Genomic DNA, 12,984 nt, shown 5'->3' on the forward strand with positions numbered 1-12,984 from the left:
GTCACCTGTGCGGCCGGGCGTGATCAGGCCGGGCGCGGTGCCCGACCGGTGTACCCCCGGGACCCGCCCGGGCGCGTTGCCTACACTGGCCGGTCGTGTCCTCGCCGTCCGTGACCTCCCGTACGACCCTGCGCCCGAGCCCGCCGGCCGAGCGCCCGGCCGAAGCCGGACCGCGCCCGGACGAGCTGCAGCGCTCCCAGGAGAAGGCCGTGGTCCAGATGCTCGACGTCCCGCCCGTCGCCGACGGGCTGGCCGCCCGGTTCGCCGAGCACGGTCACCGGCTCTACCTGGTCGGCGGCAGCGTGCGCGACGCGCTGCTGCGCGGCACCGGCGCAGCCCGGCGCGACCCCGGTGATCTCGACTTCACCACCGACGCCCGCCCGGAGGCGATCCTGGAGATCGCGCACGGCTGGGCCGACGCGGTCTGGGACACCGGCATCGCCTTCGGCACGGTCGGGATGCGGCGGGGCGAGTACATCCTCGAGGTGACCACGTTCCGCGCCGACTCCTACGACGGCGCGTCCCGCAACCCGGCGGTCCGCTTCGGTGACACGGTCGAGGGTGACCTGGTCCGCCGGGACTTCACGGTGAACGCGATGGCCGTCGAGCTCACCGGTCCCGAGCGCCGGTTCGTGGACCCGCACGGCGGGTTCGCCGCGCTCGCCCAGGGCGTGCTCGACACCCCGGACGTGCCGGAGCGCTCGTTCGCCGACGATCCGCTGCGGATGCTGCGTGCTGCCCGGTTCGTCTCCCAGCTCGGGTTCACCCCGGCCGAGCGGGTGACGACCGCGATGAGCGAGATGGCAGGCGAGCTGGCCCGGATCACCGCGGAGCGGGTGCAGGCCGAGTTCTCGAAGCTGATCATCGGCACCCATCCGCGCCGCGGCGTCGAGCTGCTCTGTGACACCGGGCTGGCAGAGCACGTCGTGCCCGAGGTCCCGGCCATGCAGCTGGAGACCGACGAGCACATGCAGCACAAGGACGTCTACACGCACTCGCTGGTCGTCATGGAGCAGGCGATCGAGCGGGAGGCCGACGGGCCGGACCTGGTCCTGCGCCTCGCGGCGCTGCTGCACGACATCGGCAAGCCCGCGACGCGGCGCAAGGAGCCGGACGGCCGGGTCTCCTTCCACCACCACGAGGTGGTGGGCGCGAAGATGACCCGCAAGCGGATGCGCGCGCTGAAGTACCCGAAGGCGGTGATCGACGACGTCGCCCAGCTCGTCTACCTGCACCTGCGCTTCCACGGGTACGGCAAGGGCGAGTGGACGGACTCCGCCGTGCGCCGCTACGTGACCGACGCCGGCCCGCTGCTCGACCGGCTGCACAAGCTCGTCCGGTCGGACTGCACGACCCGCAACCGCCGTCGCGCCGCCGCGCTGCAGCGGAACTACGACGGGCTCGAGGAGCGCGTCGCGGCCCTGCGCGAGCAGGAGGAGCTGGACGCGATCCGGCCCGACCTCGACGGCAACCAGATCATGGGACTGCTCGGGATCGCGCCGGGACCGGCCGTCGGGAAGGCGTACAAGCACCTGCTCGCCGTGCGGATGGAGCAGGGGCCGCTCGGGCCCGAGCAGGCCGAGGCCGAGCTGCGGGCCTGGGCGGCGGAGAACCTCTGAGACGTCCGTCTTGTACGGATGTATATGACGAACGTTCCATCGTTTCGGACGAGCGTTCAGCGGGCCGGTTCGGACGTCCGTACAGCACGGCCGTTCGCGTAGGCGAGGTGCGTGACGAGCCCGGCGGCGTAGAGCCCGGCCGCGAGGCCCAGCAGACCGGGTGACCGGCCGTCCGCCGGACCGGCGACCGCGGCGAGCGTGACCGCGGCGACGTAGCAGATGCTGAAGACGGCGTCGAAGAGCGCGAACACCCGGCCGCGGACGGCGTCGCCCGCCCCGCCCTGCACCCCGGCGTCGGCGCAGAGCTTCACGACCTGCCCGAACACCCCGAGTGCGAACGCGCTCACCAGCACCGTGGGCAGCGTCAGCCAGATCGCGACGGCCGCCTGGGACAGCACGGCGCCGGTCAGGGCGATCCGCACCGCGCCGACCGACCCGGTCGCGCGGACCAGCGGCGGGGTCACGAGCGCGGCGACGGCGAGACCGGCCGCGGTCAGCCCGGCGACCACGCCGATCCCGAGCAGCCCGCCGGCACCGGGCACGTTCTCGGGGGTGAACACGTGCCGGAACAGCATCAGCAGCAGCAACGTGTTGATGCCGAACGCGAGCCGGTGCGCGACCAAGCCGATGAACGGGGCGCAGACCGCCGGGTTCGAGACCGTGGCCCTGGCGCCCGCTCCGAGCCCGCCGAGCACGTCGCGGAACACCGGCCGGGGTGGTGGACGGCCGGCGACGCCCGCGGGCGTCGCCGGGTCCGGGCCGAGCGCACCCCGGCCGAACCCGGCGGCCAGCAGCGCGGCGACCAGCGAGCCGACCGCCGCGACCACGACGGTCGCGCCCGATCCGGCGTCACCGTCGCCGAACACCGCCCGCAGCGCGACGGCACACCCGGCGCCGGTCGCGGACACGCCCGCGCCGACCGTCACCGACAGCGTGTTGGCGGGGACCAGCCGCGGGGTGTCCGGCACCACGTGCGGCAGCGCGGCCGACAGTCCGGTCAGCACGAACCGGTTCACCCCGGTCACGGCCAGGGCCAGCACGTACAGCGGTGTCCCGGCCCAGCCGGCCGCGATCGCCGCGGCGACGGTGAGGACCAGTGCCGCGCGCAGCACGCTCGCCCCGGCGAGCACGCGTCGCCGGTCCCAGCGGTCGAGCAGGGATCCGGCGAACGGCCCGAGGATCGAGTACGGCAGTAGCAGCACCGCGAGCCCGGAGGCGACGACCAGCGGGTCGGCCTCGCGTTCGGGGTTGAACAGCACGGCGCCGCCGAGTGCGGCCTGGAACAGGCCGTCCGCCCACTGGGCCGACAGCCGCACCGCGAACAGCCGGGCGAACGGGCCCCGCCGCAGCAACGCGAGCGCGGCGCCGAGACCCGCGCTCTTCCCCGGCCGGGCGGAGGCGACATCCGGAGGACCGGGGGTACTGCGCACGGGTGCCGAGCCTACGTCGCCGGAGCGGGTGCGAACATGGAGCAGTGCGGGAACACCGCGCCGCACGAGGCGCCGCTCTCCCCCCGGTCGTGCCGGGGAGCCTCCTCGTAGCCGCACCCGGTCTGGGCGATCCGAACTTCTCCCGGACGGTCGTCTACATGATCGAACACCGGCCGCACGGCAGCCTCGGCGTCGTGCTGAACCGACCCGGCCCGGCTGCCGTGCGGGACGTCCTGCCCCGGTGGGCCGGAGTGACCAGCGACCCGGGATCGATGTTCGTCGGCGGCCCGGTCGAGGCGCAGACGGCGCTCTGCCTCGCCGCGCTGCGCACCGGCGAGTCGGGGCGCGGGCTGCTCGGGCTGATGCCGGTCCGCCCGCCGGTCCAGCTGGTCGACCTCGACTCCGACCCGGCGTCGCTCGCGCCGCGCCTGCGCGGCCTGCGGATCTTCGCGGGCTACTCGGGGTGGGATGGCGGCCAGCTCGACAGCGAGATCGCCCGCGGGGACTGGTTCGTCGTGCCCGGCCTGCCGGACGACCTGCTGACGGTCACCCACGAGCGGCTGTGGGAACGGGTGCTGCGCCGGCAGGGCATCCCGCTGGCCCTGTTCGCCACCTTCCCGCACGACCCGGCCCACAACTGACGTCGGGCCCGGGAGCCGGCGTCGCTATCGTCGGCCGGTGGCCATGATCTCGCACTACGCCCCGCTCGGCGCCGGGCACGTCAACCCGACGATCGGGATCGTCGCCGAGCTGGTCCGCCGCGGACACGACGTCACGAGCTTCGTCCCGCAGCGCTTCGCCGACCGGATGGCGGCCACCGGCGCCCGGGTCGTGCCGGTGCCCTCGGCCTGGGAGTCGGCCGGTCTCGAGGACCCGCCGCAGATGCACAGCCGGCACCTGATCCGGGCGATGGGGTACCTGCTCGAGGAGACCACGGCGCTGATGCCGCTGCTCACCGCGCACCCGCGGCCGGACCTGGTGCTGCACGACGGGCCGCTCGCCGTGTGGGGCCGGGTGCTCGCACACCACTGGGCGGTGCCCTCGGTGGAGGTCTGGCCGAACCTGGTCAGCAACCGGCACTGGTCGATGAACCGGTACTCGAAGGTGAACCCGCTCGACCCCCGGTTCATCGTCATGATGCTGAGATTCGCCTCCTACCTGCGCAAGTACGGGATCCGGGACGTCGGCGGCTTCTTCGAGGGAACATCGGCGACCCGGCGGCTGGTCACGGTTCCCCGGGCGTTCCAGTACGCCGGGGAGACGTTCGAGGGGTTCCGGTTCGTCGGCCCGGTCCTCGGTGACCGCGCGGCGGACAGCGGCTGGACACCGCCGGCGCCGGACCGCCCGGTCCTGCTCGTCTCGCTCGGCAGCGCCTACAACCGCAGGCCCGATCTCTACCGGGCGATCGTCTCGACGGCGGCGGTGCAGCCCTGGCACGTCGTCCTTTCGATCGGCGAGGTCGACCCGGCCGGGCTGGGGCCGCTCCCGCCGAACGTCGAGGTGCATCCGCAGGTGCCGCAGCTCAGCGTGCTGCGGCACGCCCGGGCGTTCGTCACCCACGCCGGGATGGGCGGCACGATGGAGGGGATCGCGGCCCGGGTGCCGCTGGTGGCGCTCCCGCAGATGGCCGAGCAGCGCGCCAACGCCGACCGGATCTCCGGGCTCGGGCTGGGCCGTGCCCTCGACCCGGACACCGTCACCCCGGACCGGCTGTGGGCCGCGGTCGACGCCGTCGCCGAGGACCCCGCCGTGCGCGAACGGCTGGCATGGATGGCCGGGCAGATCGAGGCCGCCGGCGGGGCCCCCGCCGCAGCCGACGAGATCGAGGCCGCTCTCCCCTGACCGTTGGAGCGCGGCTCTTGAACGGCACGTTCTCGCCCCACCAGGGGCGGAACCGTGCAGATCGATCGGGCGTGCGGGGCGTCAGCCCTCGGTGCGCGACGCCGTGGATGCCGAGTCCGGCTCGGTGCCGGTGGCGTCCCGGCAGCCCGCGACCAGGTCGCACCCGCTGCACACCCCGCCGCAGCTCGGTGCCGGCGCGGTGGTCTGCTCGGCGATGGTGACCTCCGCGGCGCGCGCACCCAGCGCCCCGCCCAGGGCGGCCATCACGAGCGTCCCGACGAGCGCGATCCCGGCGAGCACCCACGGCGTCGCGCCGCCGCGCCCGCCGAGGGCCAGCGCCGTCCCGCCGACGAGTCCGACCAGGCCCGCGGCACCCAGCGGACCGGCCGCGACCCGGTTGGCCAGCGCGAACGCGTCCGCGGTGCGGAGGCTGGCGGGCGTGCGCACCCCGGCGAACCGGTTGCGCGGCAGCTTCCCGCCCGCACCCAGCACGGCGAGGACGACGAGCACCGCTCCGGCCAGCAGCAGCAGGACGGCGAGGACGAGGCGCAGCGTGGTGGGCACGTGACCAGGGTAGAACCCGGCTGAGCCGGGATGCCCGCCCCGGCTACCCTGGTCACATGTGCACGGCCCGGCGGCGGCTGCCCCAGTGGCAACTTCCCGGCGCCGCGCCACGATGAGTCCGCTGGCGCAGCGGACCCGACCGGCGCGGCGACGACCCCTCCTGCCTTGATCGCGGAGGGGTCGCAGCGTGTTCCGGGCCCGCGACACGGGCCGTCGCGACAGGTTTCTCCGAGGTGAAGCGGACATGAGCACCGAGACCAGCAGCGTCACCGCAGCGAGCGGTGAGCGTTCCGACCGGCCGGCGTACCGGTACGACGCCGAGATGGCCGGGCGGATCGAGCGGAAGTGGCAGGACGTCTGGGAGGACCGGCAGACCTTCCGCACGCCTGACCCGGGCGAGCCCGGCTCGGAGAAGCCGAAGTTCTACCTGATGGACATGTTCCCGTACCCCTCCGGGTCGGGTCTGCACGTCGGGCACCCGCTGGGCTTCATCGGCACCGACGTGCTGGGCCGCTACCTGCGGATGACCGGGCACAACGTGCTGCACCCGATGGGCTTCGACGCCTTCGGCCTGCCCGCCGAGCAGTACGCCGTCCAGACCGGGACGCACCCGCGCGCCACCACCGAGGCGAACATCGCCCGGTACCGCGAGCAGCTGCGCCAGCTGGGCCTGGGCCACGACCAGAGCCGCTCGATCTCCACCACCGACATCCCGTTCTACCGCTGGACCCAGTGGATCTTCCGCGAGATCTTCGAGGCCTGGTACGACACCGACGCCGACCGCGCCCGCCCGATCACGGAGCTGCGCGCGTCGTACGAGTCCGCTGAGCGGCCCACCCCGGACGGGCGTCCCTGGGCGGAGCTGGGCGAGGGCGAGCGGCGGCAGCTGATCGACTCGCACCGGCTGGCCTACATCTCCGAGGCCCCGGTGAACTGGTGCCCGGGCCTGGGCACGGTGCTGGCGAACGAGGAGGTCACCCCCGAGGGCCGCTCCGAGCGCGGCAACTACCCGGTCTTCCGCCGCAGTCTCAAGCAGTGGATGATGCGGATCACCTCCTACGCCGACCGGCTGGCCGACGACCTGGACCGGGTCGACTGGCCCGAGTCGGTCAAGGCGATGCAGCGCAACTGGATCGGCCGGTCCGAGGGCGCGCGGGTCCGCTTCGGCGTCGACGGCGGCACGGACGCGATCGAGGTCTTCACCACCCGTCCGGACACCTTGTTCGGGGCCACCTACATGGTGCTGGCACCCGAGCACCCGCTGGTGGACACGATCGCCCCGGCCGCCTGGCCGTCGCAGGTCGACGCCCGCTGGACCGGCGGTGCCGCGAGCCCCGCCGAGGCCGTCGCGGCGTACCGGGCCGAGGCCGTCCGCAAGTCCGAGCTGGACCGGCAGGAGAACCGGGACAAGACCGGCGTCTTCACCGGGGCGTACGCCGTGAACCCGGTGAACGGCGAGCCGGTCCCGGTCTTCGTCGCCGACTACGTCCTGATGGGGTACGGCACCGGCGCGATCATGGCGGTGCCGGCTCAGGACCAGCGCGACTGGGACTTCGCGACCGCGTTCGGCCTGCCCATCGTGCGTACCGTCGACCCGGGCGAGGACTGGGACGGCGAGGCGTTCGCCGGCGACGGACCGGCGATCAACTCGGCGAACGACGAGGTCAGCCTGAACGGTCTGGGCGTCGACGAGGCCAAGCGGACGATCATCGACTGGCTGGCGTCGAAGGGCACCGGCGAGGGCGTCGTCCAGTACAAGCTGCGGGACTGGCTGTTCTCCCGGCAGCGCTACTGGGGCGAGCCCTTCCCGATCGTCTGGGACGAGCACGGCCCGGTCGCGCTGCCCGAGGACCGGCTGCCGGTCGAGCTGCCCGACGTCGACGACTACGCGCCGAAGACCTACGACTCGGACGACGCGAACACCGAGCCGGAGACCCCGCTGTCCCGGGCCGCCGACTGGGTGAACGTCGAGCTGGACCTGGGCGACGGCCCGAAGCAGTACCGCCGCGAGACGAACACGATGCCGCAGTGGGCCGGTTCCTGCTGGTACTACCTGCGCTACCTGGACCCGGAGAACGCCGACCGGTTCGTCTCGGCCGAGGCCGAGCGGTACTGGCTGGGCAAAGACCCGGCCCGCTCGGCCGACGACCCGGGCGGCGTCGACCTGTACGTCGGCGGCGTCGAACACGCCGTGCTGCACCTGCTGTACTCGCGGTTCTGGCACAAGGTGCTGTTCGACCTGGGCCACGTGAGCAGCGAGGAGCCGTTCCGCAAGCTGTTCAACCAGGGGTACATCCAGGCCTACGCCTACACCGACTCCCGCGGCATGTACGTCACGGCCGAGGAGGTCGTGGAATCGGGCGGGGGGGCCGACGGCACCACGGGTTTCACGTGGAACGGCGAGCCCGTCACCCAGGAGTACGGGAAGATGGGCAAGTCACTGAAGAACGTCGTGACGCCCGACGAGATGTGTGCGCGCTACGGCGCGGACACGTTCCGGTTGTACGAGATGTACACCGGCCCGATGGAGGCCTCGCGCCCGTGGTCGACCCGTGACGTCGTCGGTCCGCAGCGGTTCCTGCAGCGGGTGTGGCGGAACCTGGTCGACGAGACCACCGGCGAGATCACGGTGGTGGACGGCGAACCCGGCGACGACGTGCGGCGCGCGCTGCACAAGGCGATCGCCGGCGTCCGCACGGACTTCCCGGCGATGCACTACAACACCGCCGCGGCGAAGCTGATCGAGCTGAACAACGTGCTGACCAAGCGCGGTGCGCGGGTCGAGCGGGAGGTCGCGGAGTCGCTGGTGCTGATGCTGGCGCCGCTGGCCCCGCACATCGCCGAGGAGCTCTGGCAGAAGCTGGGCCACGACGGCTCGCTGGCCTACGAGCCGTTCCCGCAGGCCGACGAGCGGTACCTGGTGGCCGACACCGTCGAGTACCCGATCCAGGTCAACGGCAAGGTCCGGTCCCGGGTCACGGTTCCCGCCGATGCCGGCCAGGACGAGATCCGCACGGCCGCGCTGACCGACGACAAGATCGTCGCGGCGCTGGACGGGGCCGAGCCGAAGAAGGTCATCGTCGTGCCGGGCCGGCTGGTCAACGTCGTCCGCTGAGTCCGGAGACTCTCAGGACCGGCCGTTGCGCCGTGCGGGCTTCGCCGGGCGGCGGGTGGCGTGACCCGCGGCGTCCGGCGGGCTGCTGAGCCCCGGTTCGGCCAGCCAGCCCTCGACGGCGTCGATCACGAACGCGGCGTCGTCCAGGGCGGACCTCGCCTCCCGCCCGGGTGCGGTGGCGTCGGAGTGGTCGGCCAGCCCGCGCCGGTTGAACAACGAGCGCAGCAGCCGCCCCGCCCGCGGGTCCAGCGACCGTTCGCGCACCACCCGGCGGACGAACGCGCTGACCACGTCCGAGTGCTCGGCCCGGGTCTCGCCCAGGACGAGGAGCGCGGTCTCGGCGGCGCGGAACGCCGCGTGGAAGGCCCGGGACACCGCGGCGTCGGCGAACCCGTGCTCGGCGAGCAGCCGTGCCCCGCCGAGCTCGGTGCGGGCCCGGGCGATCCCGGACCGGTGTTCGTGCGCGGTCACCGCAGCCGCACCGCCTCGGTGCGGGCCCGGATCACCGTCGGGTCACCGGGGCGGGTCAGCTCGTGCTGGCCGATCGGGAGGGCGCTGATCGTCAGGCCGGTGCGTTCGGTGTGCTGCCACAGCACGTCGTCCATCGCCCGTATCTCCTCCCACGGGAGGATCGAGGTGGCGGCGTCGTCGAGCACGATCAGCAGGTCGATCGCGGACTCCACCGATCCCTCGCCGTTCGCCCAGGGGCCGAAGAGCAGCACCTGGCGCAGCCGTGGCCCGTAGAGCGCGGCGAGGTCCTCGGCGACGGCGGCGGGCACGTCGTCGTTGGACGGGTCCGGGTCGGGGTGGCGGGCCCGGAGCCGCTCGGCGTCCGCGTCGGTGATCAGACCGGTTCCCGCCAGCCAGTCCGCTGCCCGGCGACGGGCACGCGCGTCCCGGAAGCGGAACCACTGGTCGCGGACCTCGGGGAACTCGAACAGCGTGTTCTTGAACCGGCGGAACGCGCCGCGCCCGTCGATCGCCCGGTCGAGCAACGCGGCCGCCCGCCGGTGCTGGACGCCCGCGGTGAAGTCGGCCATGTCCCGGTAGGACTCCCGGCTGGTGACGGGCTCGATCTTCAGCCAGTCCTCGGGCGGCGGCCCGTCGTCGAGGTCGCTGTGGCCTGCGACCTCGCCGCCGACCGGATCCAGGTACCAGCGGATCTCCGGCGACCGGTCGTCGAGCGCGTCGGCCAGCGCGGCCAGGTCGACGCGGCCGGGATCGAGCATGGGCAGACTCTAGTGCTGCCGGCTCAGTCGTCGCCCCAGAACAGGTTCGCGAGCAGGACCGCGCCCCAGATCCCGATCGGGAAGATCGGCCAGAAGAACGGCAGGCCGTCGTCCGACGCGATCGCGGTGACCATCCAGATCCCGGTCAGCAGCACCGCGGTCCCGGCCCAGGAACGCCACTCCTTGAGGTACTCGCGCTGCGCCTCGGCCTTCTCGACCTCCGCCGTCTCGGCTCGCACGGTGGGCAGGTCGGTGCGTCGCACGACCGGGAGATCGGCGAGCAACACGTCGAGATCGCGGCGGACGGTCGCGGCGAAGGCGCCCTGCAGGCGCTGGTCGTACTCGATCAGCGACAGCCGGCCCTCGTCGTGCGCGAGTTTCAGCCGCTCCGCGGTCTCCTGCCGCTCGGCGTCGGACACCCGGACCAGTGCCGGGCCGTCGGCCCGGTCGTCGGACTGCTGCTCCCCCATACCCTCCGAGGGTAGCGACTCATCGGCCCGCGGGGATCCGTCGTCCGACCGATCCCGGCTCGCGGCTCGCGGCAACGGGCCGGGTCGCCACCACGACACCCGTCAGGCACAGCACCCCGCCGGCCAGGGCGAGCAGTGCGGGCACCTCGCCGAGCAGCATCCAGGACAGCAGCACCACGATCGGCGGGACCGCGTAGGTGGCGGCGGCCAGCCGCCCGGCGGTCGTACGGGACAGCGCGTAGGCCCAGGTCAGGAACGCGATCGCGGTGGGGAAGACGCCGAGGTAGGCGGTGCCGGCGATCGCGGAGGCGGGGGCGGTCGCCAGCTCGGTGAGCAACGACGGCAGGTACGGCAGCAGGGCGACCGTCCCGGCGACCGCGCCGAGCCAGGTGACGGTCAGCGCGTCGATCCGGGTGAGCAGCCGCTTCTGCGCGACGGCGGCGCCGGCGTAGAGCAGCGCGGCCACCAGGCCGAGCACCACTCCGGAGAGCTCTGCTCCACCGGCGGAGGTGGTCACCGCGATGAGGACGACGCCGGCGAACGCGACCGCCATCCCGGCCAGCAACCGGCCCGGGAACCCCTCCCCGAGCAGCAGCCCGGCGAGCACCGCCACGACCACCGGCGCCACGTTCACCAGGAGCGCGGTGGTGCCGGCGTCGAGGTGCCGTTCGGCCGCGTTCAGGGCCAGGTTGTAGAGCCCGAACCAGGCGATGCCCCACAGCGCGACCGCCGCCAGCAGGCGCCCGCGTGGGAGCGGGGGGCCGCTCCGGCGCGTGCGCACGACCAGCACAATCGCGGTCAGGGTGAGCGAGCCGACGAGCATCCGGCCCAGCGCCAGCGCGCCGGGTGACAGGTCGTGACCGACGGCGCGGACACCGACGAACGCCGACGCCCAGAGGACGACGGTCGTCACTGCGGCGGCCAGCGGGAGGTACGGGCGGAAGGACGGCATGCGTCCATCCTGCGCAACGCAACACTTCAGCACCAGCGATTGTTTCTGTCGTTGGATTCAGTGCTGCTGTACGGTTGGCCGATGCTGGACACTCACCGCCTGCGTGTCTTCCGGTCCGTCGTCGCCAGCGGATCGGTGCAGGGCGCCGCGACGAACCTGGGATACACCCCGTCCGCGGTGAGCCAGCACGTGACGGCACTGCAGCGCGAGACCGGCCTGGCCCTGTTCGAACGGGCCGGCCGGGGGCTGCGCGCGACGGCGGCCGGACTGCTCCTGGCCGACCAGGCGGACGCGATCCTGGCCCGGATCGGTGAAGCCGAGATGGTCGTCGCGGACCTGCGTGCGGGCCGGACGGGTGCGTTGTCGCTGTCGTACTTCGCCTCGGTCGGTGGGGCGTGGCTACCCCGGGTGGTGTCGCGGCTGTCCGGCGATTTCCCCGGTGTCCGGCTGGACCTCGCGCTGCGCGAGTGGCTGCCCGACGACCCGGCCGACCGCTCGGACGTCCAGATCGCCGTCGAACGGCCGGACTACCAGGCGTGGCCCGGCTTCACCGCGCACCATCTGCTCGACGACCCGTACGTCGCGGTCCTCCCGGACCACCACGTGCTGGCCGGCCGGGCGGAGATCGAGCTGGCCGAGCTGGCCGACGAACGCTGGGTGGACAACGACTTCGCCCGCGGCTGGTGCAGGCTGAACCTGGTTGAGGCGTGCACGGCCGCGGGCTTCCGGCCGCCGTTCCACGTCGAGGCGCACGACTACCCGACCGCGCTCGCGTTCGTCGCCGCCGGGATCGGGATCACCGTGTTGCCCGAGCTGGGCGCCAGCCACCTCCCGCCGGGGACGCGTGCGGTGCCGGTGGTCCGGCCCACCCCGGTGCGGTCGATCCTGGCCGTGGCGCGCGACGCGGTCGCGCACACCCCGCCGGTCGTCGCAGCGCTGGCGGAGCTGCGGGCGATCGCCGCTATCCCTGCGGGCGCACCACGATCTCGGTGATGTGCGCCTCCCGGGTCGCGGTCAGTGCGGCCAGCACGGCGGCGGCGACCGAGTCGGGCCGCAGGAACCGGGAGCCGTCGTACTCGCCTCCCTCGTGTTCCACGACCCGGCGCTGCATCGCGGTGTCGACCCGACCCGGGTGCACCGACGTGACCCGGATGCCGTTGCCCGCCTCCTCGGCGCGCAGCGCGTCACCGAACGCGCGCAGGGCGAACTTGCTCGCCGCGTAGGACCCCCATCCGGCCTTCGCGGTGATCCCGGAACCGGAGTTGACCAGCACGACGTCGGCCCCGGTGTCGGTGCCCGCGGCACGCAGCGCGGGCAGCAGCAGCCGGGTCGTCTCCGCGACGGCGACGACATTGACGTCGAACTGCTGCCGCCACGTCGCGGCGGGCGTGGTCTCGACGGTGCCGAGCTCGCCGATGCCGGCCGAGTGCACCAGGGCGTCGAGCCGGTCGATCCCGGAGAGCGCCTCGGCGAGCGCGGCGTCGTCGGTGAGATCCACCTGCAGGGCCTGCGCGCTCACCGGCCCGGCGGCGGTCAGCTCCTCGATCAGGATGCTCAGCCGCTCGGGGTCCCGGCCGCCGAGCAGCAGGTCGTAGCGGGGTGCGAGCAGCCCCGCGACGGCGGCGCCGATGCCCTGGGAGGCACCGGTGATCAGGGCGACGGGACGGCGGGCTGTGCTCATGCACCCGAACCTACGGCGACCGGCCCCGCCCCGCGCGTGGCGGAGCGAGGCCGGTCGAGCCGTCAGCACGAGGCCGGGCGGT

General features: G+C 73.6%; 12 protein-coding genes. 5 read left to right on the forward strand and 7 right to left on the reverse strand.

What is annotated here, in order from left to right:
* Positions 1–95 precede the first annotated feature (95 nt).
* Entirely contained in the window at positions 96–1,619 is a 1,524-nt protein-coding gene (locus JOF36_RS02745; RefSeq protein ID WP_210024858.1) for a CCA tRNA nucleotidyltransferase, read from the forward strand.
* A 56-nt stretch (positions 1,620–1,675) separates the two neighbouring features.
* Here JOF36_RS02745 and JOF36_RS02750 read toward each other — a convergent pair whose 3' ends face one another.
* Entirely contained in the window at positions 1,676–3,049 is a 1,374-nt protein-coding gene (locus JOF36_RS02750) for an MFS transporter (RefSeq protein WP_210024859.1), read from the reverse strand.
* 44 nt (positions 3,050–3,093) lie between these two features.
* Here JOF36_RS02750 and JOF36_RS02755 point away from each other — a divergent pair, with 44 nt between their 5' ends.
* Positions 3,094–3,690, forward strand: coding sequence for a YqgE/AlgH family protein (locus JOF36_RS02755; protein WP_210024860.1), 597 nt, complete (start codon positions 3,094–3,096; stop codon positions 3,688–3,690).
* 43 nt (positions 3,691–3,733) lie between these two features.
* Entirely contained in the window at positions 3,734–4,891 is a 1,158-nt protein-coding gene (locus JOF36_RS02760; protein ID WP_245351267.1) for a macrolide family glycosyltransferase, read from the forward strand.
* Between the two features lie 81 nt (positions 4,892–4,972).
* Here the strand turns inward: JOF36_RS02760 and JOF36_RS02765 are convergent, their stop codons facing one another.
* Positions 4,973–5,455, reverse strand: coding sequence for an SdpI family protein (locus JOF36_RS02765; RefSeq protein WP_210024862.1), 483 nt, complete (start codon positions 5,453–5,455; stop codon positions 4,973–4,975).
* 244 nt (positions 5,456–5,699) lie between these two features.
* Here JOF36_RS02765 and leuS point away from each other — a divergent pair, with 244 nt between their 5' ends.
* On the forward strand, positions 5,700–8,570 hold the full coding sequence (gene leuS / locus JOF36_RS02770) for a leucine--tRNA ligase (protein WP_210024863.1): 2,871 nt from the start codon (positions 5,700–5,702) through the stop codon (positions 8,568–8,570).
* Between the two features lie 12 nt (positions 8,571–8,582).
* On the opposite strand, the gene JOF36_RS02775 is transcribed toward leuS, so the two are convergent.
* The 4 genes from JOF36_RS02775 to JOF36_RS02790 are packed head-to-tail and all read right to left on the reverse strand — an operon-like array spanning position 8,583 to position 11,221.
* On the reverse strand, positions 8,583–9,041 hold the full coding sequence (locus tag JOF36_RS02775) for a HEPN domain-containing protein (protein ID WP_307862184.1): 459 nt from the start codon (positions 9,039–9,041) through the stop codon (positions 8,583–8,585).
* Positions 9,038–9,799: a UPF0158 family protein gene (locus JOF36_RS02780; RefSeq protein WP_210024864.1), complete on the reverse strand. Its 762-nt coding sequence runs from the start codon at positions 9,797–9,799 to the stop codon at positions 9,038–9,040. The genes JOF36_RS02775 and JOF36_RS02780 overlap by 4 nt, the downstream gene beginning before the upstream one ends.
* 23 nt (positions 9,800–9,822) lie before the next feature.
* Positions 9,823–10,269 (reverse strand): DUF1707 SHOCT-like domain-containing protein, encoded by a 447-nt coding sequence (locus JOF36_RS02785; RefSeq protein ID WP_210024865.1) that lies wholly within the window; start codon positions 10,267–10,269, stop codon positions 9,823–9,825.
* Between the two features lie 19 nt (positions 10,270–10,288).
* Positions 10,289–11,221 carry a DMT family transporter gene (locus tag JOF36_RS02790; RefSeq protein WP_210024866.1) on the reverse strand — a complete coding sequence of 311 codons (933 nt, stop codon included), beginning with the start codon at positions 11,219–11,221 and terminating at the stop codon, positions 10,289–10,291.
* 81 nt (positions 11,222–11,302) lie between these two features.
* Here JOF36_RS02790 and JOF36_RS02795 point away from each other — a divergent pair, with 81 nt between their 5' ends.
* The gene (locus JOF36_RS02795; RefSeq protein WP_210024867.1) at positions 11,303–12,214 is read left to right on the forward strand and encodes a LysR family transcriptional regulator; all 912 of its coding nucleotides are present in this window, start codon (positions 11,303–11,305) and stop codon (positions 12,212–12,214) included.
* On the opposite strand, the gene JOF36_RS02800 is transcribed toward JOF36_RS02795, so the two are convergent.
* Complete coding sequence (locus JOF36_RS02800; RefSeq protein ID WP_210024868.1) at positions 12,183–12,902, reverse strand: SDR family oxidoreductase; 720 nt, start codon at positions 12,900–12,902, stop codon at positions 12,183–12,185. The two genes, JOF36_RS02795 and JOF36_RS02800, sit on opposite strands and share 32 nt — an antisense overlap.
* Between the last annotated feature and the right edge of the window lie 82 nt (positions 12,903–12,984).

It is taken from the genome of Pseudonocardia parietis (assembly GCF_017876315.1).
GTDB classification, from domain to species: domain Bacteria; phylum Actinomycetota; class Actinomycetes; order Mycobacteriales; family Pseudonocardiaceae; genus Pseudonocardia; species Pseudonocardia parietis.

Bases quoted from the DNA above. Each gene is read 5' to 3' on its own strand.
- JOF36_RS02760 (WP_245351267.1), top strand. From the start codon at position 3,734: ATGATCTCGCACTACGCCCCGCTCGGCGCCGGGCACGTCAACCCGACG.
- JOF36_RS02790 (WP_210024866.1), bottom strand. From the start codon at position 11,221: ATGCCGTCCTTCCGCCCGTACCTCCCGCTGGCCGCCGCAGTGACGACC.
- JOF36_RS02780 (WP_210024864.1), bottom strand. From the start codon at position 9,799: ATGCTCGATCCCGGCCGCGTCGACCTGGCCGCGCTGGCCGACGCGCTC.
- JOF36_RS02800 (WP_210024868.1), bottom strand. From the start codon at position 12,902: ATGAGCACAGCCCGCCGTCCCGTCGCCCTGATCACCGGTGCCTCCCAG.
- leuS (WP_210024863.1), top strand. From the start codon at position 5,700: ATGAGCACCGAGACCAGCAGCGTCACCGCAGCGAGCGGTGAGCGTTCC.
- JOF36_RS02795 (WP_210024867.1), top strand. From the start codon at position 11,303: ATGCTGGACACTCACCGCCTGCGTGTCTTCCGGTCCGTCGTCGCCAGC.
- JOF36_RS02785 (WP_210024865.1), bottom strand. From the start codon at position 10,269: ATGGGGGAGCAGCAGTCCGACGACCGGGCCGACGGCCCGGCACTGGTC.